Source organism: Enterococcus sp. AZ095b (assembly GCF_051714725.1).
Lineage (GTDB): Bacteria > Bacillota > Bacilli > Lactobacillales > Enterococcaceae > Enterococcus_B > Enterococcus_B pernyi.
Window position 1 is genome coordinate 1,392,872 of sequence record NZ_JBIOSL010000001.1, and the last position, 21,743, is coordinate 1,414,614.

Annotated in this window: 19 protein-coding genes and 1 other RNA gene; 16 read left to right on the forward strand and 4 right to left on the reverse strand. The window is 39.8% G+C overall.

Features of this window, described 5'->3' with window-relative positions:
- Positions 1–17 precede the first annotated feature (17 nt).
- From IGJ99_RS06660 to IGJ99_RS06685, 6 genes are all read left to right on the forward strand, one after another.
- A complete protein-coding gene (locus tag IGJ99_RS06660) occupies positions 18–191 on the forward strand; it encodes a hypothetical protein (RefSeq protein ID WP_169058468.1) in 174 nt (57 codons plus the stop codon).
- 67 nt (positions 192–258) lie between these two features.
- Positions 259–1,449 carry a hypothetical protein gene (locus IGJ99_RS06665; protein WP_438747962.1) on the forward strand — a complete coding sequence of 397 codons (1,191 nt, stop codon included), beginning with the start codon at positions 259–261 and terminating at the stop codon, positions 1,447–1,449.
- Between the two features lie 147 nt (positions 1,450–1,596).
- Positions 1,597–4,557: a BspA family leucine-rich repeat surface protein gene (locus tag IGJ99_RS06670; RefSeq protein ID WP_438747964.1), complete on the forward strand. Its 2,961-nt coding sequence runs from the start codon at positions 1,597–1,599 to the stop codon at positions 4,555–4,557.
- 129 nt (positions 4,558–4,686) lie between these two features.
- Entirely contained in the window at positions 4,687–5,136 is a 450-nt protein-coding gene (locus IGJ99_RS06675; protein ID WP_371740692.1) for a hypothetical protein, read from the forward strand.
- Between the two features lie 24 nt (positions 5,137–5,160).
- On the forward strand, positions 5,161–5,724 hold the full coding sequence (locus IGJ99_RS06680; RefSeq protein WP_153829870.1) for a hypothetical protein: 564 nt from the start codon (positions 5,161–5,163) through the stop codon (positions 5,722–5,724).
- A gap of 5 nt (positions 5,725–5,729) precedes the next feature.
- Entirely contained in the window at positions 5,730–6,101 is a 372-nt protein-coding gene (locus IGJ99_RS06685) for a hypothetical protein (RefSeq protein WP_153829869.1), read from the forward strand.
- Between the two features lie 88 nt (positions 6,102–6,189).
- On the opposite strand, the gene IGJ99_RS06690 is transcribed toward IGJ99_RS06685, so the two are convergent.
- Both IGJ99_RS06690 and recU read right to left on the reverse strand, forming a co-directional pair.
- Entirely contained in the window at positions 6,190–8,580 is a 2,391-nt protein-coding gene (locus IGJ99_RS06690) for a PBP1A family penicillin-binding protein (RefSeq protein ID WP_023519603.1), read from the reverse strand.
- Entirely contained in the window at positions 8,570–9,211 is a 642-nt protein-coding gene (gene recU / locus IGJ99_RS06695; RefSeq protein ID WP_010735547.1) for a Holliday junction resolvase RecU, read from the reverse strand. The genes IGJ99_RS06690 and recU overlap by 11 nt, the downstream gene beginning before the upstream one ends.
- A gap of 64 nt (positions 9,212–9,275) precedes the next feature.
- Between recU and IGJ99_RS06700 the strand changes: the two genes are divergently transcribed.
- The 7 genes from IGJ99_RS06700 to IGJ99_RS06730 all read left to right on the forward strand — a co-directional run bounded on the left by IGJ99_RS06700 (position 9,276) and on the right by IGJ99_RS06730 (position 14,992).
- On the forward strand, positions 9,276–9,815 hold the full coding sequence (locus IGJ99_RS06700) for a DUF1273 domain-containing protein (protein ID WP_010735546.1): 540 nt from the start codon (positions 9,276–9,278) through the stop codon (positions 9,813–9,815).
- An 89-nt stretch (positions 9,816–9,904) separates the two neighbouring features.
- Positions 9,905–10,318, forward strand: coding sequence for a cell division regulator GpsB (gene gpsB, locus IGJ99_RS06705; RefSeq protein WP_010735545.1), 414 nt, complete (start codon positions 9,905–9,907; stop codon positions 10,316–10,318).
- Between the two features lie 18 nt (positions 10,319–10,336).
- Positions 10,337–10,708: RNase P RNA component class B (rnpB, locus tag IGJ99_RS06710), an RNA gene on the forward strand.
- 297 nt (positions 10,709–11,005) lie between these two features.
- Positions 11,006–12,175 (forward strand): THUMP domain-containing class I SAM-dependent RNA methyltransferase, encoded by a 1,170-nt coding sequence (locus tag IGJ99_RS06715; protein WP_438770696.1) that lies wholly within the window; start codon positions 11,006–11,008, stop codon positions 12,173–12,175.
- A gap of 81 nt (positions 12,176–12,256) precedes the next feature.
- Positions 12,257–12,721, forward strand: coding sequence for an ASCH domain-containing protein (locus IGJ99_RS06720; RefSeq protein WP_010735543.1), 465 nt, complete (start codon positions 12,257–12,259; stop codon positions 12,719–12,721).
- A 63-nt stretch (positions 12,722–12,784) separates the two neighbouring features.
- Positions 12,785–14,287 (forward strand): carboxypeptidase M32, encoded by a 1,503-nt coding sequence (locus IGJ99_RS06725; RefSeq protein ID WP_010735542.1) that lies wholly within the window; start codon positions 12,785–12,787, stop codon positions 14,285–14,287.
- A gap of 30 nt (positions 14,288–14,317) precedes the next feature.
- Positions 14,318–14,992, forward strand: a complete 675-nt coding sequence (locus tag IGJ99_RS06730) for an HD domain-containing protein (protein ID WP_077151359.1) — start codon at positions 14,318–14,320, stop codon at positions 14,990–14,992.
- Positions 14,993–15,168: 176 nt separating this feature from the next.
- On the opposite strand, the gene IGJ99_RS06735 is transcribed toward IGJ99_RS06730, so the two are convergent.
- Positions 15,169–15,492 (reverse strand): hypothetical protein, encoded by a 324-nt coding sequence (locus IGJ99_RS06735; RefSeq protein ID WP_010735540.1) that lies wholly within the window; start codon positions 15,490–15,492, stop codon positions 15,169–15,171.
- 127 nt (positions 15,493–15,619) lie between these two features.
- Between IGJ99_RS06735 and IGJ99_RS06740 the strand changes: the two genes are divergently transcribed.
- Entirely contained in the window at positions 15,620–16,765 is a 1,146-nt protein-coding gene (locus tag IGJ99_RS06740; RefSeq protein WP_062805285.1) for a VanZ family protein, read from the forward strand.
- 75 nt (positions 16,766–16,840) lie between these two features.
- Positions 16,841–18,190, forward strand: coding sequence for a DEAD/DEAH box helicase (locus tag IGJ99_RS06745; protein WP_438747974.1), 1,350 nt, complete (start codon positions 16,841–16,843; stop codon positions 18,188–18,190).
- A gap of 107 nt (positions 18,191–18,297) precedes the next feature.
- Here IGJ99_RS06745 and IGJ99_RS06750 read toward each other — a convergent pair whose 3' ends face one another.
- Positions 18,298–18,726 carry a GNAT family N-acetyltransferase gene (locus IGJ99_RS06750; protein WP_010735537.1) on the reverse strand — a complete coding sequence of 143 codons (429 nt, stop codon included), beginning with the start codon at positions 18,724–18,726 and terminating at the stop codon, positions 18,298–18,300.
- A 359-nt stretch (positions 18,727–19,085) separates the two neighbouring features.
- Here IGJ99_RS06750 and alaS point away from each other — a divergent pair, with 359 nt between their 5' ends.
- Positions 19,086–21,740 carry an alanine--tRNA ligase gene (gene alaS / locus IGJ99_RS06755; RefSeq protein WP_010735536.1) on the forward strand — a complete coding sequence of 885 codons (2,655 nt, stop codon included), beginning with the start codon at positions 19,086–19,088 and terminating at the stop codon, positions 21,738–21,740.
- Positions 21,741–21,743 lie beyond the last annotated feature (3 nt).

The window sequence follows — 21,743 nt, forward strand, 5'->3', positions numbered from 1 at the left end:
TGATTGGAGGAGAAAGAATGGAACATGAGCGTATGAGTGATGAACAACGAAGAATCGGCCGTGAAACTAAGCGAATCCAAACAACGAAAAGGATAGAAGAAAACAAGAGAGAGCAAGAACGCGTTTATTTGGAGAGTGTTCGATCGTCAGAGGGATTCAAACGATCGTTACAAAAGAAAAATAGGAAATAAGTCATTTTGTTCATAAATAATATCGCGAAGACAGATAAAGGATTTCTTTAAGAAAGTGGGAATGATAATGAATGAACAACTCGTAAAATTAAACCAAAAAATTGCACGTATAAAAGATATCAATGATCCTGAATATGATCGCTTAGTAGCAGAGAGAAATAAGCTGCGACAACAAATCACTGCACAGAATGAAAGACAGTCAACCGCTACATCTAGTACCTCTATAGCTACTGAGGTAAAATCAGACCCTGAGAAGATTGAGCAATTAACGGAAAAAATCTCACGGAAACAAGCCCAAATAGACCGCCTCAAAGATTTGAGTGATCCTCGCTATGAACAATATGAAGCGGAGAAAGCACAGTTGATTCAAGAAAGAGAAGCAGAAAGACTTAAATCAGATCAGGGTAGTAAATCGACAAAAAGAATAGACGTATCTAACCAAATGAAAGAGACGGCACCAATCGTTCAAGCAGATTTAAGACAAGCCAAAAAAATGATCCATCATGAACTTGACGATCAATTTGAAAAATTATCTGTTTTTTTTGATCAATATAAATTTCAGTATGATTCAGCAAAAGATGAAAAAAATATCAATGAGTTAGGTGATAAAATCGCAATGCATAAAAAAAGATATGACTTGAAGATGGATGCTAGTTTCAAGGATTCGGATTTTTATGGCAGGTTTAAACAACATCAAACACAAAGTGAATTAGCACTTGGTAATTTCATTGAAAACTGGAAAGAAAATCAAGGATACTATCGAGATACTCATTCCGTTTTTGAAAACATCCATGAATTAAAAGAAACAATTATAAAAAATCATAGTTTAGAGAAATACAGTATGAAAGTCATCACGAAACAAAATGAATTAACCGAATTACAAAGTAAAAAACAGCGAATCAATTTTTTTAGTAAGTATATTTTTAACCGCGCAAAATATCGTCAATTAAAAAATCAGATCAGTGAATTGAAAAATGACTTAAATATCGCACAAAAAGCTCGATTACTAGCCATGAAAGGCGATTATTCAAAGGCAGAGGCTTTATTCAATGTGAGTGATCGCACGGGGACGTCTCATGAAGTGAAGCAACGAAGACTGACGCAAAAAACATTAACACCTTCCTTAGCGACAAATATCGCCGGTCCCAGTAAGCTACAAAACAAAATGGAAGCAAGCGTAAACAAATCAGCAGAAATCATGCAACGCAAAAGTTCAGAGAAATTGCGTAGTTCTTCCCCTAAAGAGCAACGCGCATAAAAAAAGTATCTCTAATCGCTAAAAATTTTATCGATTAGAGATATCAATGATTAATTGTCTGATGAATAGTCACGTTGTTAATTTATAAGAACTCTAACAAAGAAAGAATATTCGCTTGTTGCAACAGCTAAAAGTTAAGGAGTACCAATGAAAAGCAAAATAAATAGTAAAAAAATAATCATCTTAATGACTGTATTAGTGATTCTTTTGACCCATCTACCTTTTCATTTTGCCTATGGATCAGAAACTAGTGAACTTGCACCCGAAAGCCAAAATGATCCAAGTTTAGGAGTAGAGAGAAATGCAACAATCACATTTGAAACAAGCCCTTCAGAAGGTGGTAGACCTAGTTCTATACCTCATATAACTCCGCCAGGGGGAAATTTATTATACACTATCAGTGCAAATCCGAACCAAGGGTTTCGTTTTGTTCGATGGGAGCTAATCAACGGATGGAATGCTTCGATAGGCAATCTAAATGCAGAAACAACAAGTCTTACTATCTCTACTGGTGGCCCTATAGGACCACCAGTGCATGAGACGATAACGATACGAGCAATATATGAGAGGGTTTACAATTTAACTTTCCAATCTTCTCCAAATGCTGGAGGAAATCCAAGAGCGGATCAAACAATACTGGCACAAGGTGAAACGACCACGATCCATGCCAACGTTTCGAATGGATATCGCTTTGTTCAATGGGAACTTGTTTCTGGAAACACGACTATCGCAAACCGAACGAGTCAAAGTACATTCATTACGATGGGGGCAGGAGATTCGTCCATTCGAGCAGTCTATGAACAAATCACTCATAGTGTGAGTGTGCAGGCCAATCCAACGATTGGTGGCAATCCTACGGTTTCAGCTTCATCCGCTGCCCAAGGAGCAACCATCAATTTGAATGCGAATCCAGCTGTCGGATATCGGTTTGTCAATTGGCAGTTTCTAACCCAAAACGGAGCGACGATTACAAACAGTAATCTTGCGAATACCAGTTTACGAATGGGTACGGGACCTGTGAGCGTTCAAGCCAATTATGAACGCTTGCAACAAGGCAGTGTCGTCGTAAGGTATGTGGACGAAGAGGGTAATGAGATAGCTCAAAGCGATATTTTAACGGGATTTAGCGGAGAAGCATATCGTACAGAAGCAAAAGAAATCGAAGGGTGGGAATTGCTTGTTGCACCGGAAAATGCAACAGGGGTTTTCACGAATGTTGAGCAAATAGTCACCTATACTTATCGGAAGAACCAGCAGTTATGGGGAACTGTCCCTTGGGAATACGACGAGGCAACGAAAACGATCCATTTGTATGGTGGAATCGGTGGATCGGTCCCAGAAGCGCCATGGAAAAGCCATTCCGAAGTTGAAACGATCATTGTCACCAACGAGGTATTTTTACCGGAAAATAGCGCATCTCTTTTTAACGGAGCAAGACAGTTAGAAAGTATTGAAGGTGTAGGGAATTTTAATACATCTAAGGTAACGAATATGGATGAGATGTTTGCCCATACTTTGGCGCTAAAAGAGCTAGATATTAGTCAATGGGATGTGTCTAATGTAACTAGCATGAGTCACACATTTGCTTGGATGACCAATTTAAGAAAGCTAGATGTCAGTCAATGGGATGTGTCAAATGTGACAACGTTGACTCATGCATTTGCGTGGACATCCAACCTTGTTGATATAGATGTTAGTCAATGGAATGTTGGTAAGGTTTCTAGCATGAGCAATTTATTTATGTCTTCCTCTTCGCTAGCTGAATTAGATTTGAGCAATTGGGACACAAGAAATAAAAATATCAGTGGCATGTTCTATCTTGCATCAAGACTTTCATCCCTTAAATTAGGAGAAGAATCAGTTATCGGAAATACCAGCTTACGAAATATCGTTCCTACAGCGGAGTATACAGGACGATGGGTGCTTGAAGAAAGTTTGGATAGTTCAGTTCGAACCATCGCGTTTGAGAATTCAAACGAATTTATGGCAAATTATGACGGAAATCATCCAGGAACTTATGTATGGGAACGTTCTCGTCCGGAAGAATTAGTGGCAGCATTAGAGCCATTAAGTGACCAATCAACAGCAATCACTGGCTGGATGACAGAAGTAACGGATAATCGAACGATCACCTATCAAAATACAGCGGGACAAACAGTCACTGTAACTAAAGAATCACCGAGGATCAAGTGGGGAGATTACCAAGATGCAGATCAACGGATTCGACAGTTTGAGATACCCTTAGCAGAAAATGAGCGTTTAGCAACAGACACAGAGGTAACGCTCACTGTTGCTAAACCATCCGTCGAAACAACTGGTGATTTGACGATTGACAAAAAGGTAATCAAAGGTCTCGACTACACTGCAAATCACTTCACTTTGGAGCGTAAGAAGTTAGAGGGATTAACCAGTGAAGCAGAACTCCATGAATTGATTCTGAAGGAAAGTCAGGCAACAGCACACGATGTTTTGACACAGGACGATCGCAGTCAGGAAATTAAAATCGTAGCTACGGATTTAACCAAGGATGAAGTGGACGATGGCACGTATTTTGCTACATTTCAAGTAGGGAACAAAGCCTATCAGTTTACAATAGGCATTGATGTTAGCTCGAAGATCCATCATCTAAAAGTTTCCATACCGACGAAAATGGTGTTCGAATCCCTCTACCAAGGCGAGGAAACTAATCGTGAATTTGTTAGTCCAGATTACGAGATCCGTAATCATTCAGATCTTTCTGTTGATACGTATGTGAATCAGTTCATTGTTGAAGATGATGCAGGGGTCACCTTGTTAAGAGAGGATGAAAATCCTTTAGATCACGCGCCATTGCAAGAAGGACAACCGAAAAACTTCTCTGATATCAAACAACCACTATTGGAATTACAGTTGATGTCTAATGAAACCAAAATTTCTTTATATGGACGAAGAAGTGAACAACGCTTGGCACAAGTTGCACCATACTCAAGTGTCCCTTTCCATTTGACCGGTCGATTTTATGGGCCCTATCCTAAGTGGATCTCGGAAAGTGATAATGAACAAGGGGGCTATTATCAAGATTCATTCGTTCCTACCTATCGTATGATTTTACGATTTGTTCCCAGATAGAGGGCATAAATGTACGAGATAAAAGAATGATAATAACTAGGAGACGTTCAACCAATGAGTAAAACAAAACGAAGGAATCAACAAAAGAAACGACGGAAGAACGGCGTCTTATTATTGTTTGTTTTTTTAATGGTGATGGCTGTTGCTAGTTGGTATTGGTTTAGTCACGAAGGACCCACTCCAGTTATCAGCGCGGATTTGTTACCTGAAATCGGTGATGCGAGTGATCTACGGATTTCTGAGCGTGCGCAAGAACTAGCAGATGCAAATTATTTCACCTTGCAGATCAACCCAGAAGCAGTTTTCGAAAATGGCAGAAGTCGTGGATCGATCGAAATCGTCAATCCTGGCACGAATGTTTATCCGATTGCGGTCGATATCACGATCAATGATACGAAAGAAGTGATTTATTCTTCTGGCGCGATTTATCCCAATCAATTGATTGAAGAGGTGTATTTGAAGCGACCTTTAGAAAAAGGAGAATATCCTGCAACAGCGACAGTCAGTATCTATGATCCAGAAACCAAAGAAAAACAAGGCGTAACCGAAGCAGAAATTAGCATATTGATAAAAAATTAATCCAATTTAAGTGAGGCTACCTAAATGAAAAAAGCAACAAAATTAGTATTAAGCATTCTAACAATTACAGGAGTATGTATTAGTGGAATTACCGCTTTTGCTAGTCCAGTCCAAACCATCGATGGGCGAGAAGGCGCAACTTCTGGAGATATCACTATAAAGGGGATCATCGGTGAATTTGATAATACAAAGCCTGGTCCAAATCCAGAAAATCTCGATCAATGGATCAATGTGACCCTACCGACGACAGCTATTTTCCGGACAACAGAAGAATCTGAGCATAAAAAGATTACTTCTCCGGCTTATCACGTGACGAACCATTCTGCGCTAAGTGTGCGAGCTTCCGTTTCAAATGTGACAGAAGTCAAAGAAATGAGCGAAGTGGATCGACTAATGATCAATACGATCGAATTATTTAAAGACGGAGTTTCGACAGTTGCAGCTACGCCTTTATTCACCTTATCTGGTAATGAGGGGAATCATACGGTTGGTAACTTCCGATTTAGTGGGGATGCGGCACCGAAAAATGCTTCCGTAGAAAGTAATCCGAGTTTTAAACTAGTATTAAATTTTGCAGTAGAGGAATAAAGTAAATGGAAAATCTACTATCAGATAGTAAGATGAGGAAGTCTAGAAGTAAAAAATGGCAAATTTTATCGGTGCTACACATACTTCTTATTATTAGCTTATCCTTTTCCACCATAGTCAAGGCAGAAGAGGTGCAATCCACTCACAATATCAGAGTATCTGGTACGATTGGATCGACTGTTGAAGAAACAAAAGAAGCAAACAAGCATCAGACACTAGTCGCTGATCTTTCTGCGATCACTCAAAAAAAGCTACCCGAAACAGGAACAGTAGTAAATCAACGAATTGTTTTCTTAGGTTATCTGTTGATTGGTATTTCTGGGGGAGTAGTTTGGTTTTCTAGAAAACCAAACTATCCTATTGAATACTTAAAATGATCGATCTAGTAGGGAAATGAGCGTTGAAAAATGACAGAAAACAAGTAAACAAAAAAGCCATCCGCAGAGGATGGCTTTTTTCTATTGGTCAATCACTACTGTTTCTTGACGAAGCTCGAGTAGAAGGTGCAGTTCGTGTCCCGCTGTCACCGCCAGCAGCATTTGTATCTTCAGAGCTTGATGGCGTAGCAGAGGATTCAGGTGGTGCTTCCTCGCTAGAAGAGGCTGGTGGTTCTGTAGAAGGCACACTACTTGGTTCAGTTGGTTCACTACTTGGTGGTGTCGACTGTTCAGAGCTACTAGGTTCAGTCGTTGAGCTTGTAGAAGTCTCAGGAACAGTTTCACTAGTTGAAGAGTCTGGAACAGGAGTTACAGGGACGACCGCAGATGAAGAAGGAATCGTCGTTGAAGGCACCGTAGCGTTTGAATTGCCAGATGATGATGCATTTCTAAAGAATAATTCACCACCAGAACGGTACAGTCCGCTAGGCATCGTCCAATCCGTATTTGTCACATTTGCGGAGACAAATTTCATCAATTCGCGATAAACATCTGAAGCTACATCTGTTCCAGTGGAAGTGATCGGAGTCATTTTATCATTGTATCCCGTCCACACAGAAATTGCATAATTCGGTGTGTAACCAGCAAATAAAATATCTGGATAAACGCCCGTTGAGGTACCTAACTTAGCATATTCCTCGTCCGTATAATTAGATGTTCCTGTTTTACCTGCTTGGATCAACCCTGGGATTGCGGCATTCGTACCGGTTCCGCGAGTAATCGTATCTTTCAAGATGTCAGTAACCATATACGCTGTCTCTTCAGACATCGCTCTTGTTCCTTCTGGTTCAAACGTTTCTTCAGTGCCATCTTGGAAAACGATCCGATTAACGTATTGTGGTTTATAGTAAGTACCACCGTTTGCTAAGGCAGCGTATGCTGCGGCCATTTTTTCAGAAGAAGCACCGTATTTTGTACCATCTTGTTGTTCAGTATTACTTGAAATCGCATTTGACTGATGGATCGTGCTATATTCGATCCCTAAGCTACTCAAGAATTCTGCGACTTTATCTGCGCCAACTTCATTGAAGAGCTTGACTGCCGGGACGTTTCTTGAAAGGTATAACGCTTGGCGCAAGGTGACCATTCCCATGTAACGGTTGTCCCAGTTCGAAACAGGAATAGAAGTTCCTTCATAATTGTAAGGTGCATCGGCGATCAATTTGCCAGTAGAATAGTTCAATTCTTCAAATGCTGGCGCGTAGTCAGTGATCGGTTTCATGGTTGAACCAAAGTCACGAGAGGTATTAACAGCCAAGTTATTACCTAAAGCGACATCATCCGGAATGTTTCTTCCACCGATCTGCGCGGTGACTTGTCCAGTATTGACATCGATCAACGTAGTGGCAACTTGCATTTGATCATCTGGATATGCAACGTATTGATCTGTATTCACTACATCATATAAGTGTTTTTGGGCATTCAAGTCTAAGTTCGTATAAATATCTAAGCCATCGGTATAGACATTCTTGTCTGTTTTAGCATGGACTTCATTGATGACCTCTTTGACATAATTGTCGACGATCCGTGTGTTAGTGTCTTCTTGGGTTAATTCTTGTAACCCATCCGTGATCGGTGTGTTGATCGCTGTATTGTACTCTGTTTGAGAGATTTTTTCGTTTTGGAGCATCGTGTACAAGACAGTGTCACGACGTTTTTTTGCTTGCTCTGGAAACTGGTAAGGATCATAAGCTGACGGTGCTTGAGGCATTCCTGCTAAAAGCGCGGTTTGCGGTAAATTCAATTCGCTTAATGTTTTTCCAAAGTAAGATTGAGCCGCTGTTTCCATGCCATAAAGACCGTTAGACATATAGACTTTATTGACATAATAGGTCAATATCTCTTGTTTTGATTTCGTTTGTTCCAGTCTGACAGCCATCCAAGCTTCTTGGGCTTTACGTCTGATTGTTTGGTCTTCGGTACTAGTTGAGAAGAAAGAGAGCTTGATCAGCTGCTGAGTCAACGTACTACCACCCTGTAAACCACCAGATGTAAAGTTGGATAATGCGGCACCGATGATCCGAACAGGATCGACACCGATATGTTTGTAAAATCTTCGGTCTTCGACTGAAACGATGGCATCTTCAAGTGTCTTTGGCAGTTCGTTGGCAGAAATTTTCTCTCTTTTTTCCGCCCCTAGATCCTCAAACAACTCGCCATCTTTTGTATAAAGTTTTGACGAAACTGTTGCATCCAGTTTTTCGTCGGTCAAAGCAGGAGCATCTTTGGCATAAAACCAAAAAAGTCCGACCCCTGCGAGAAAAGCGACACAGATCAAGGAAAGACCAATTAAAAGAATACGTGTGATCAATCCTTTTCGATCTTTTCCAGTGCCTTTTTTCGTTGATTGTTTTCCTCTTTTCTTTGGAGAAGAAGAGGAGGTGCTTCTTTTAGAAGATCTCGTTTGATTAGTTGGCATTCTTTGGTTCTCCTTCATTAGATTCTAAGTACTGGTCGATTGCTTGCAAGTATGGAACACGAGGGGCAAAGCCACTTGGAATCTCGATTCCTAATTCTTCGATCAATGAAAGCGGCAAGGATTTTCTTCCTTGTGTCTGTTGTTCGTGCCAATAGTGGATTAAATGTGTACTATCTAAATAAAAACAACGCTGTAAGGTAGAAAACCATAAAAGGACAAAACAGATTCCTCCTTGTTTTTGACAAGCTTCCATATGTGAGATTTGATGGGGATGAAAATTTTTAAATGGAAATGAAGTTTTGTTTTTTGTCTCTTTTGCTTCAAAATCCAAATAGAAACCTCGATAGACACCGTTATAATCAGTTGTGGAAGCTTGTGTAAAATAAGCTTCTTTAATGACAGCGGCACTACGTCGAGGGTAGTCAACTTTTACGATTTGAACCGGTGTTGGCTTTTTATGGATAACGGCCATTTGATGTGCCAGGTAATACTCGTTGCTTTCATTGATGGCTTCTTCAAATCGCATCCCGCGATTGCCAAACTCCGTATTTGGGTTCCTTTTTACTTGTTTTTTTTCTTTGGACGAGGCATCCTTGATATAAGGACGGCCATTTGGATAGCGTAAAACCATGATCGAATCACTCTCCTAGGCCACATTATAGCAAAAAAGCACAGAGAAAGAAAAGGAAACTGGAATGGATACAATAAAAGTAATGTATATCTCTGGTTATCGCAGTTTTGAATTAGGCATATTCAAAGATAATGACCCTAAAATGACAGTTATTAAAAAAGTTTTAAAAAATGAATTGACTCAATTAGTGGAAGAAGGATTGGAATGGGTGATCATCAGCGGTAACTTAGGTGTCGAATTATGGGCAGGTGAAGTCGTCGCTGAAATGAAGACGGATTATCCAGAATTGAAGCTTGGGATCATTTATCCGTTTGCAGAGTTTGGCAATGGTTGGAATGAGAACAATCAGGAAAAGAAAAGACTGGTAGAACAGCTTTCTGACTATCGTGAGTCGGTGAGTCATCAACCCTATCAATCACCAAGTCAACTAAGGAATCATACCCAATTTATTCTACAACACACAGACGGGACCCTATTGATTTATGATCCAGAATATCCTGGAAAAACAGACTATTTTTTTAAGGATGCACAAAAATATCAAGGGAGTCATCCTTATGAGATTCGAACCGTCAGCATGGATGATTTGCAAAATTTTAGTGAATAAAATAATATAGTGTTTGATTTATCAAGTCTTTTCCGATACAATAAAAAAGTAGAAACGTTAATACGTAAATGAGAACTAGAGGTGTAAATATGGCGAATTTGATTTATAGTCCTAAAGACATTTTACAACAAGAATTCAAAACAAAAATGCGCGGATATGATCCGATCGAAGTGGACGAATTCTTAGACAATATTATCAAAGATTATGAGAATTACAGCAAACAACTCCTTGCTTTACAAGAAGAAAACGATAAATTAAGTGCAAAAGTCGCTCAATTATCGAAAAACCAAGGAGCAGCTCCAAGTCGTGCACAACAAACAGAAACTCCGAAAAGTGCGGCAGTAACAAATTTTGATATTTTAAAACGTCTATCAAATCTTGAACGTGAAGTATTTGGTAAAAAATTAGATGCACAAGCAGGAAATGTACCACCAGTAACACCTAATCCAAACAACTATACAACAACAAACGAACATGACAACGAAGCAACACGTCAGTTTTAAGCAATGAATCGATTTGTGGTTTTCGGGTAATCGCGGTCTGGCTTTGACCAGACTGAGGAAAGTCCATGCTCGCACAGGCTGTGATGCCTGTAGTGTTCGTGCTTAGCGAAAAAATAAGCTAAGGTACTCTTTTTAGAGTAACGGCAGGAAAACAAGCTAAGGTTTCGGCTATGCTTCAGTATCCTTGAAAGTGCCACAGTGACGAAGCGAACGAGGAAACTTGTTCGGTGGAACGCGGTAAACCCCTCGAGCGAGCAACCCAAACAACGGTAGGGGCGCTTTTTGTCGGGGAATCAGAACGAGACAAAAGGGCAGTTGATCTGCAGATAGATGGTTACCGCTTTGTTTTTTCTCCCTGGAAAAACAAAGTACAGAACATGGCTTATAGAAAACCACATCTTCAGGGAATAAATCGTTAGGCGAATAACAGCCTACAAAATCAGTACTAACAATAGCTTTTTCCTACGTCAAGCCTTTTCACATAGAAAAGATCGGATGTAGGGGATTTAGAAGAGGGTGTGACGGAAGCGCACAGCTCCAAGAATTAAGCAGCAACATACGAAAATAGCTTATCGTATTTTTGGGTGTTGTTGCTTATTTTCTAAGGGCTGCTTCTGCCACACCATTTGTTTGATTATAGAGGACGAAGATCATCATGCCTCTTTTTTGATTGATAAGGAGAATACAATGGATAAAAATAGAGAATTCAATTTAATAGCGACAGCGGCAAGCGGGCTAGAAGCATTAGTAGGAAAAGAACTGAGAGATCTTGGCATCGAGTGCCAAGTCGAAAATGGTCGTGCGCGTTTCAAAGGGACGATGGAAACGATTGCTACAACCAATCTATGGTTACGTACAGCAGATCGTATCAAGATCGTCGTGGGTGAATTTGATGCCCGTACGTTTGATGAATTATTCGAGCAAGTCAAAGCGTTACCATGGGAAGATTACCTTCCATTAGACGCCTCTTTCCCGGTTGCAGGAAAATCGATCAAATCGACGCTTTATAGTACACCAGACTGTCAAGCCATCACTAAGAAAGCAATTGTTGAAAGACTACGTACGTATTATCATCGTCCGTCTACTGTGCCATTGACAGAAACCGGTGCACATTTCCAACTAGAAGTTGCTTTACTAAAAGATCATGTGTTAGTGACCCTTGATACAACTGGTCCAAGTTTGTTCAAACGCGGTTATCGCTTAGAAAAAGGTGGTGCCCCATTAAAAGAAAATATGGCAGCAGCTTTAGTGATGTTGACGAACTGGCGTAAAGATCGTCCGTTTTATGATCCCGTTTGTGGTTCAGGCACACTGTGTATCGAAGCTGCACTGATCGGTCATAATATCGCCCCTGGTTTCAATCGTGAATTTGTGTGTGAGACGTGGGATTGGTTCGATCCGGCTATCATGGAAAAAGTTCGTGCAGCAGCAGAAGAACAGGCAGATTATGATATCGAATTAGATATCACTGGATCTGATATCAATGGTCAATTGATCGGTATCGCCAGAGCCAATGCGGAAGAGATCGGTTTAGGAGATTCCATCACTTTCCAACAACGGGCAGTGCAGGACTTCAAAACGGAAAAAGAATACGGCGTGATCGTTGCTAATCCCCCTTATGGTGAACGCTTAGGTGAAGAAGAGTCTGTTCGTCGTCTCTACAAAGAAATGGGTGAGGTCTTCCGACCATTGAAAACGTGGAGTAAGTACATCTTGACAAGTGATTTGGCATTTGAAGAATTTTACGGACAAAAAGCAACAAAAAAACGTAAATTATACAATGGTGCATTGCGCACAGATCTGTTCCAATATTGGGGAACTCGGCCACCAAGAAAAGAACGGACTGAAAACGAATAACTAGGATATAAGTATGGACACCTAAAAACCATGGTTGGGACTTTAAGACCTTTGACCCTATGATTTTTGGAGGAATTCAAAATGAATGAACAAGCAAAAAAGTATTGGAAAGAGTTTTGGCAAGGTGAATTCCCTCCAACAAATGTTACGGCAGAGCAGTGGGGTTGGGAAGGGACACCGATGGCAGATGAATTGGCGGACTTGATTTTAAAGGGGATCAAAACGGCGTCATGTTCATCATACGATGAATGCCTGTATTACGATGAATCCCCGTTGTCTAAAATCGGCAGTTATACCATTGTTTTAAATAGTAAAGACGAACCTGTAGGCATCATAAAATATACAGATATGACGATAATGCCAATGAATGAAGTAACAGAAGAAATTGCCCGTGCTGAGGGTGAGGGTGATTTGAGTTATGATTACTGGTATAAAGTTCATAAAAAATTTTTTAGGGAGTTAATGCCCCAAATTGGAAAAGAATTTTATGAAGAGATGCCCCTGGCTGTTGAACGGTTTGAATTAATCAACGCAAAGGAAATGTAGTAAAAGTAAGTGAGCGATAACTATTGGATAAATGATAACTAGGATAAGTTGGAGGATTTTTGGATGAATGAAAAGGAATTTTTGAAAGAAGTCAAAGAAATCGATTTAATGAGTCAAGCGTTAACAGTATTGGACTGGGATATCCAAACAGGTATGCCAGAAAAATCAAGTGAAGAACGCAGTGAAGTCAACAGTTATTTATATGGGCTATATTTCTCAAAAAAAGTCGGACCGAAAATCGCAGAAGCAATCGAATACTTCTCTGCGCACCCTGACGAGTTGTCTGAACTTGGAAAAACGGTTTTTGAGAAAGTCAAAGAAGACTATGAATTAGAGCATAAAGTTCCGGAAGAATTGATGATTGCTTTAACTTCTGCGACTTCTAAAGCCCACACAAAATGGCAAGAATCGCGTGAATCAAAACAATTTGCTGATTTTGAATCCGCGTTATCTGAAAACATCAAGATCACAAAACAATTGATTCCATATTGGCGTAAAGAGGAGAAAACAGACTATGATGTGCTGTTGAATCAATACGAACCAGGCATGACCGTAGAGATCTTAGATCAAGTATTTGATCAAGTCAAAGAAGGTATTATGTCCATCCGTCAAGCCTTAGTCGAAAAAGGAACAGCACCTGAGACGGATTTTCTTTCACGTAAAATGACGAAGGAACAACAAAAACGTTTTGTAGTCGGTGTGATCAAACAGTTAGGATATGATTTTTCTAGAGGTCGCTTAGATGACACGATCCATCCATTTATGATCGGGATCAATCGTAATGATGTCCGCATCACGACACGTTGGAATGAAGAGGACTTCAAAATGGCAACGTTTGGAGTGATCCATGAAGCCGGACACGGGATGTATGAACAAAATATTGATGAAAAATATACGTATACACCAGTTGGTGAAGGTACTTCGATGGGCATCCATGAGTCGCAATCACTTTTCAATGAAATCATTGTCGGCAGCAACCGTAGTTTCTGGGAAAAACAGTACCCATTCTTCCAAGAGTGTGCTGAAGGAACCTTTGATGATATTTCTTTTGATGATTTTTATCGTTCATTACAGTATACAAAAGCAAGCTTGATTCGGATCGAAGCAGACAGTTTGACGTATCCATTACACATCATTATACGTTATGAGATCGAAAAAATGATGTTCAATGAAGGGTTAGAAGTTGAGAAATTACCAGAAGTATGGAACCAAAAATATGAAGAGTATTTAGGTATCCGTCCAACAAACGATTTAGAAGGAATCTTACAAGATGTCCATTGGTCAGGTGCAAGTTTTGGTTACTTCCCATCTTATGCGTTAGGATTCATGTATGCTGCACAATTATTACATGCAATGAAAAAAGATATCGCTATTGATGAGATTTTGGCTTCTGATGATTACTCACCGATCAAAGAGTGGATGACAGAAAAAATCCATCAGTACGGCGCATCAAGAAAACCAAATCAATTGATTCAAGATGCGACAGGAGAAGCATTGAATCCGCAGTACTTGATCGATTTTATGCGAAAACTTTACTTTAGCGTTTATGGTGTTGAAGAAGTCTAAAAAATTCTCAAATAGAAGGTGAAAGCGGCAGTGGATAAATTAAATGAGATTGCTAACTACAGCATGGCACAATTGTCTTTGGATCGTTCAGGACATGGGGTGGACCATACGAATCGGGTAGTCGAACTTTCCCGACAAGTCCTTGAGACACTACCACAAGCCGATTCTTTTATCACGCTGGCAGCGGCATATCTACATGATACGATCGATGATAAAGTGGTCGAAGATGAAGAGCAAGCGAAAGAAGGACTCAGAGTCTTTTTGGCAAACATCAGAGTTGCAGAATCAGAGATTCATCAAATCTTTCATATCATCGAAAATATGTCTTTTTCAAAAAGTTTGTCTGATAACGTCAAATTGTCCTTAGAAGGTAAGATCGTACAGGATGCAGATCGCTTAGAGGCGTTAGGTGCGATGGGTATCTTACGTACGGCATATTATGGAGGACATAAGGGGCATCCGATTTTTGACCCAGTTATCCAGCCAATCAATTATACGAACAAACAAGAGTATCGTAAAGGCTCGACAGTTATCAATCATTTTTATGAAAAATTGTTGTTATTGCCAGATCAAATGAATACGGAGTATGCGAAACAAGAAGCAAAACGACGTGAAGCGTTTATGCGTGAATTTCTAGAGGAGTTCTACAAAGAATGGTTTGTCGGCGATGATTCACTTGCTGCACAAACTTGGCGTAACCGATAATTAAATCGACATGTCTGAGCCATTCGACCTCTCGCGCCATCTAAAACAAATAAACGGCGGAAACAGAAGGAAGTTCTTCGTAAAATAAGGCGTCATCCACAAAAAGTTGAAAAACAATTTTCGTGGATGACGCCTTATTTTTTGAGGTTAAACACTTCTGTTTCGATCTCGTCTTTCTATTTGTTTTTTCGAATTTGCTTGATCCTTAACAATGCTCGGAAGATATTCAACAAAAATAATAAAGTAGCAATTCCAATCGGTACCCAGATCAAATAGACAGAATAGCCAAGTTCTGCAGAAAGTTCTGCACTTGAAGAATGTGAAAGCTCAGAGACTGCTTGTTGCCATGTCTGTAAGTTGAAAACAAGCATAAAGCCTGCGATGATCAATAGAATAAAGCCTAAGTAATGGATCGATGTCCGCTTACGAATCAATGCAAAGACTAAATAGAGAATAAGTAAAAATGCTGGAACACCAAATACAAAATAAATATTAAGCAAAATGAATCGCCTCCTCATAATAATCATACTTCAATTGATAGGAATTTAAAAATAATTTAGTCATTACTTGCATTCTTTTCACCAATATTGCTAAGATAACTGTATTCAAAGGAGGTCTTTTTGTTTTATGGCAAGTTATATCGAGCCGATTCGTTTTGCGTTGATTGTCTTTCCTTTTCTTGCATTGGCGATTTCTGCTATCTTTTTTATTTATGAATACCGAAAGTATGGAACGTTTCTCCTAACTAGAGCGGTCATTTTATATTCATTTGTCTTTTATCTATTATGTGCTTACTTTTTAGTGATTTTACCTTTACCTACTAAGGAAGCTGTTGCGAAAATGACAGGTCCAAAAATGGAATTACACCTATTTGCGTCTTGGGAGAACTTCAGAGCGAATACAGTCCTCGTGTTGTCCGATCCGAGTACCTATTTACCTGCGATGCGACAAAGTGTTTTTTTAGAGCCATTATTCAATGTCTTTTTACTCTTACCTTTTGGCATCTATTTAAGGTATTATTTCCGACTATCCTTCGTCAAAACGGTCATTGCAAGTTTCTGTCTCTCCCTATTTTTTGAGTTGACACAATTAACCGGTCTTTACTTTATCTATCCACGTCCGTATCGATTATTCGATGTCAATGATTTACTGACCAATACATTTGGCGGAATGCTTGGCTATCTTGTGACGCCAATCTTTACGTTTATGTTGCCAACAAGAGCGAGAATGGATGAAGTATCTTATGAAAAAGGCAAGACAGTCTCTTTGACACGCCGTCTGGTTGCCTATTTGATCGATTGGTTTTTCTTATCTATTTGTACGTCGATCATCGGAGTGGTTGCCGGATTGTCGATTGGAAGTAGCGAGTTCACCTCCTATAGTTGGTGGTTGTTCGTGCAAGTCTTTCTCTATTTCATGCTTCTTCCTGTCTTTACAAATGGTCGAACACTTGGGAAAAAAATCGTCCGGATCAAGCTTGTTGAAGATGGGAGGGAACGAATCAGATTTCGTGCATTGTTCATTCGATATGCGTATCTCTATTTCTTATTTTATGGGCTAGGCTGGTTGAGCCAATTAGTTGGTCCAGTCATCAATCAAGCGACTGGTGTCACACAGATGAGTGCAGTATTCATTTTCTTATGTACCTTGGTTGCACAGTTCATCTTCGGCCTGAATCTATTCTTATCTTTTATTCGCAAAAAGAGAGTTTTATTCTATGAGAAAGCGAGTCATACTTATACGATCAGTACGATCAAAGATAGAAAAGCCTGACCTTTTCAAGCAAAATAAGCAAATTTATGGTATAATTCCAAAGTCGTGAAAAATACAAAGAGAAGAGGTGTCGAAATGAGTCATTTTAAACAATTCAATTTTCATCCGTTTATCAACGAAGCGTTAGCAGAAAAAGGGTTCCAAAAACCAACAGAAGTGCAAGAACGATTGATTCCTTTGATTTTAAAAGGGAAAAATATCATCGGACAATCACAAACTGGTTCAGGAAAAACGCATACGTTTCTTTTGCCTCTATTTCAAAAAATCAATGCCAATAAAGAAGAAGTCCAAGTGGTGATCACAGCACCAAGTCGTGAACTGGCGACGCAGATCTATGAAGCTGCTGTTCAAATCGCTAAGTTTTCCGATCCGGAGATTCGCGTATCGAATTTTGTCGGCGGAACAGACAAACAACGTCAATTAAATCGCTTGAATCACCAACAACCGCAAATCGTTGTCGGTACACCAGGGCGTATCCTTGACATGATGAATGAGCAAGCTTTAAAGATCCATACAGCCTTTGCGTTCATCGTGGATGAAGCAGATATGACCTTAGATATGGGATTCTTGAATGAAGTTGATCAAATCGCTAGCCGCTTGCCAGAAAAATTACAATTTTTAGTTTTCTCAGCAACGATTCCAGAAAAACTACGCCCATTCTTGCGTAAATATATGGAAAATCCAATCATCGAAGAAATCAAACCAAAAGCAGTGATCTCAGAAGATATCGAGAATTGGTTAGTTTCAACAAAAGGAAAGGATAAGAATCAAACGATCTATCAATTATTGACGATCGGGCATCCTTATTTAGCAATTGTCTTTGCAAATACGAAACAACATGTAGACGAAATCGCTGATTACTTGAAAAACCAAGGCTTGAAAGTAGCGAAGATCCATGGAGATATCACTCCTCGTGAGCGTAAGCGTGTGATGCGTCAAGTGCAAAACTTAGAGTATCAATATGTAGTTGCGACAGACTTAGCTGCTCGTGGTATCGATATCGAAGGCGTTTCTCATGTCATCAATGCGGAGGTTCCAGAAGATCTAGATTTCTTTATCCACCGTGTCGGTCGTACTGGTAGAAATGGCTTAAAAGGAACCGCGATCACTTTATATGCACCAAGTGATGAGCCATTGATCGAAGGCATCGAAAAAATCGGTGTTGTTTTTGAGCCAATGGAAATCAAAAATGGTGAAATCGTTAAAACCTATGACCGTAACCGTCGGACGAAACGTGAAAAATCAAAAGATAGTCTTGACCCAACGCTGATTGGTTTAGTCAAAAAGAAAAAGAAAAAAATCAAACCTGGTTACAAGAAAAAAATTGACTGGGCGATTGCGGAGAAAAATAAAAAAGACCGCAAGATCGAAAGACGTCAACAAACGCGTACAGCCAGAAAAAATAAAAAGAATTCCAACCAATAAGAGCAGTCATGAGCGAATCACGCTGCCCTTGACTTTTAGCCCCAAAAACCTAAATAGGAAATCTATTTTGGGTTTTGGGGCTGATTTTTTTGATTAAACAGTTGATATTAGGAGAGCTGTTTTCGCATCTGTTGACAAAGAATGCCGTCTTCGATCAGTGGGTCTGAAAAACTCTGATAGCCCTGCTTTTCGTAGAAAGGAACGGCGGGAATTTCTGCAATCAAATAAATTTCTTTGAATGCTTCATTTAGTGCTCGCTTTTCTGCCAATTGAAGCATTTCTCTGCCAATCCCACGTTTGCGCCAATCTTTTGCGACACAAAAACGATCAAATTGGATTTGTTCGTCACTTTGTTTTTGGTAACGTAAGGTAGCAATTGGCTGTTCGTTATGGATCATGACAAGGTTTGGGTAATAGGCATCCTTACCGTCAAATTCTAAATGAGCAGGTATTTCTTGCTCTAACACGAATACGTCATAACGTAAAACGTAACTGCTGGCTTTTATCCATTCTTCGGTTCCAAAATACGTTTCCATTGTTTTGCCTCCCTAGGGTTCTTTCCTGATTATAGCAAGGAAAACGTAGACCGCAAACAATGGAAAATCAAAAAGTAGGATTGACAGCATCGCTAAGAATACGTATACTGATAAAGTACAAAAAGGACATAGTTTGTTTTAGACTGACTCACAGAAAATTCTTTCTCGGCTGAAAAAAGAATAGTCACTGTTCAAACTGCTCCCTTTTTCAATTTGATAGAAATATCAACGCGACTCAGCGTTAACGAGTTTAAGAGGTAATGAGTAAACATCATTGCAATCAAGGTGGTACCGCGAGTTTTCGTCCTTGGCTGTAATGGTGTTTTTTGTCGTTTATTATGTAGAAAGAAGGTAAAACAATGAAAAAATTAAGCAGTGCAGAAGTACGTCAAATGTTTTTAGACTTTTTCCAAGAAAAAGGACATACGATCGAACCTAGTGCTTCACTAGTACCGGTCAATGATCCAACCTTATTATGGATCAACTCAGGAGTGGCGACACTAAAGAAATATTTTGATGGATCTGTTGTACCAGACAATCCAAGAATCACGAATGCGCAAAAATCGATTCGTACGAACGACATCGAAAATGTAGGGAAAACTGCACGTCATCATACGATGTTTGAAATGTTAGGGAACTTCTCGATCGGCGATTATTTCAAAGAAGAGGCAATCCACTGGGCATGGGAATTTTTAACAAGTCCAAAATGGATGGCGTTTGATCCTGAGAAATTATATGTCACTGTTTATCCAAAAGATACAGAAGCAAAACGTATCTGGCACGAAGAAGTAGGATTATCTCTTGACCATATCGTGGATGTAGAAGATAACTTTTGGGATATCGGTGCTGGACCATGTGGGCCAGATACAGAGATTTTTTATGATCGTGGCGAAGCCTATAATGACTTGGAAGAAGATGATCCTGAAAACTACCCTGGTGGCGAAAATGAACGTTATCTTGAAATCTGGAACTTAGTATTTTCAGAGTTCAACCACAAACCAGATAATACGTTTGAACCTCTTCCACATAAAAACATTGATACGGGCATGGGCTTGGAACGAATGGTTTCAATCGTTCAAGATGCACCAACCAACTTTGAAACAGATTTATTTATGCCGATCATCCATGCAGTTGAGCAATTGAGCAACAAAGTAAAATACGGTGAGGATGCCTTAACTGATATTTCATATAAAGTAATCGCTGACCATATCCGAGCATTATCCTTTGCAATCGGTGACGGGGCATTGCCTTCAAATGAAGGTCGTGGCTATGTCTTGCGTCGTTTGTTACGTCGAGCAGTCATGCACGGGAAAAAATTAGGGATCGAGCAAGCTTTCTTATACCGTTTAGTGCCTGTTGTTGGCGAAATCATGGAGAGCTACTACCCTGAAGTTTTGGAACAAAAAGAATTCATCGAAAAAGTCGTTCGTATGGAAGAAGAACGTTTCAATGAAACGATCAACGAAGGGCTTGAGATCTTGAACCAAGTGATCAAAGAGGTAAAACAAGCAAACGGAACAACGCTTGCCGGAAAAGATATCTTTAAACTTTACGATACGTATGGATTCCCAGTTGAATTGACAGAAGAAGTGGCGGAAGATGAAGGATTGAATGTCGATCACGCAGGCTTTGAAACAGAAATGCAGGCGCAACGTGATCGCGCGCGTGCGGCTCGTAATACAGAAACATCTATGGGTGTTCAATCTGCTTTATTGACAGATATCAAAGTAGATAGCACATTCATCGGTTATGACCATATTGAATCTGACAGTGAATTACTAGTGATCGTCCAAGACGAAACAATCGTCAGTGAACTATCAGATGGGGAAGCGCAATTGATCTTTGATCAAACACCATTTTATGCTGAAATGGGTGGACAAGTAGCCGATCAAGGTTGGATCATTGATGCCTCTGGTGAAACAGTAGCAAATGTGACTGATGTTCGTAAAGCACCAAATGGACAATTCTTGCATAAAGTAGAAGTCCTTTCTGAGATCAAAGAAGGAAACACCTATCATTTATTGATTGATGAACCAAGACGTAACCGAATCATCAAAAACCATACGGCTACTCACTTATTGCACAAAGCATTAAAAGAAGTATTAGGCGATCATGCCAACCAAGCAGGTTCATTGGTTGCACCAGGTCATTTGCGTTTTGACTTCACACATTTTGGTCAAATCACAAGTGAAGAATTAGCGAAAATGGAACAAATCGTAAACGAAAAAATCTGGGAAGCCATTCCTGTTGAAACGATCGAAACAGACATCGATACAGCGAAAAATATGGGCGCAATGGCATTGTTTGGCGAAAAATATGGCAACGAAGTCCGCGTGGTCAATATCGGCGGTTGGTCGATCGAGTTATGTGGTGGTACGCATGTTGGTAATACCGAAAACATCGGAATCTTTAAAATCGTTTCTGAATCAGGGATCGGTGCAGGGGTTCGTCGGATCGAAGCGGTGACAAGTAAAGAAGCTTATGAATTGTTGGAAAGCGAAGAACAACAACTAAAAGAAGTTGCGGCAATCGTGAAATCACCACAATTGAAAGAAGTCGTAGCTAAAGCAGAACAATTGCAACAACAATTAAGAGAACTACAAAAAGAAAATGAACAATTGGCAAGTAAGTTAGCCAACCAACAAGCAGGAGATATTTTCAAAAATGCAGAGACGATCAATGGTAAAACGATCATCACTGCACAAGTTAAAGTAAAAGACATAAATCAATTACGTCAATTAGCCGATCAATGGAAACAAAAAGCAGTTTCAGATATTCTTGTCTTGGCAAACGAACAAGAAGGAAAAGTCAGCTTGTTAGCAGCAATGACGCCTGAAGCAAATGAAGCAGGTTTAAAAGCTGGCGATTTGATCAAAGCAATCGCACCGAAAGTTGGCGGTGGTGGCGGTGGTCGTCCAGATATGGCGCAAGCAGGTGGAAAAAAACCAGCTGGTATCTCAGACGCATTGACAGAAGCAAAAACATGGTTAGAAAATAAATACAAGCAAGCGTAGTTT

What these genes read in the sequence shown, in the direction of transcription:
- IGJ99_RS06660 (WP_169058468.1), top strand. Translation starts at nt 18, where the DNA reads ATGGAACATGAGCGTATGAGTGATGAACAACGAAGAATCGGCCGTGAA.
- IGJ99_RS06665 (WP_438747962.1), top strand. Translation starts at nt 259, where the DNA reads ATGAATGAACAACTCGTAAAATTAAACCAAAAAATTGCACGTATAAAA.
- IGJ99_RS06670 (WP_438747964.1), top strand. Translation starts at nt 1,597, where the DNA reads ATGAAAAGCAAAATAAATAGTAAAAAAATAATCATCTTAATGACTGTA.
- IGJ99_RS06675 (WP_371740692.1), top strand. Translation starts at nt 4,687, where the DNA reads ATGGTGATGGCTGTTGCTAGTTGGTATTGGTTTAGTCACGAAGGACCC.
- IGJ99_RS06680 (WP_153829870.1), top strand. Translation starts at nt 5,161, where the DNA reads ATGAAAAAAGCAACAAAATTAGTATTAAGCATTCTAACAATTACAGGA.
- IGJ99_RS06685 (WP_153829869.1), top strand. Translation starts at nt 5,730, where the DNA reads ATGGAAAATCTACTATCAGATAGTAAGATGAGGAAGTCTAGAAGTAAA.
- IGJ99_RS06690 (WP_023519603.1), bottom strand. Translation starts at nt 8,580, where the DNA reads ATGCCAACTAATCAAACGAGATCTTCTAAAAGAAGCACCTCCTCTTCT.
- recU (WP_010735547.1), bottom strand. Translation starts at nt 9,211, where the DNA reads ATGGTTTTACGCTATCCAAATGGCCGTCCTTATATCAAGGATGCCTCG.
- IGJ99_RS06700 (WP_010735546.1), top strand. Translation starts at nt 9,276, where the DNA reads ATGGATACAATAAAAGTAATGTATATCTCTGGTTATCGCAGTTTTGAA.
- gpsB (WP_010735545.1), top strand. Translation starts at nt 9,905, where the DNA reads ATGGCGAATTTGATTTATAGTCCTAAAGACATTTTACAACAAGAATTC.
- IGJ99_RS06715 (WP_438770696.1), top strand. Translation starts at nt 11,006, where the DNA reads ATGGATAAAAATAGAGAATTCAATTTAATAGCGACAGCGGCAAGCGGG.
- IGJ99_RS06720 (WP_010735543.1), top strand. Translation starts at nt 12,257, where the DNA reads ATGAATGAACAAGCAAAAAAGTATTGGAAAGAGTTTTGGCAAGGTGAA.
- IGJ99_RS06725 (WP_010735542.1), top strand. Translation starts at nt 12,785, where the DNA reads ATGAATGAAAAGGAATTTTTGAAAGAAGTCAAAGAAATCGATTTAATG.
- IGJ99_RS06740 (WP_062805285.1), top strand. Translation starts at nt 15,620, where the DNA reads ATGGCAAGTTATATCGAGCCGATTCGTTTTGCGTTGATTGTCTTTCCT.
- IGJ99_RS06745 (WP_438747974.1), top strand. Translation starts at nt 16,841, where the DNA reads ATGAGTCATTTTAAACAATTCAATTTTCATCCGTTTATCAACGAAGCG.
- IGJ99_RS06750 (WP_010735537.1), bottom strand. Translation starts at nt 18,726, where the DNA reads ATGGAAACGTATTTTGGAACCGAAGAATGGATAAAAGCCAGCAGTTAC.
- alaS (WP_010735536.1), top strand. Translation starts at nt 19,086, where the DNA reads ATGAAAAAATTAAGCAGTGCAGAAGTACGTCAAATGTTTTTAGACTTT.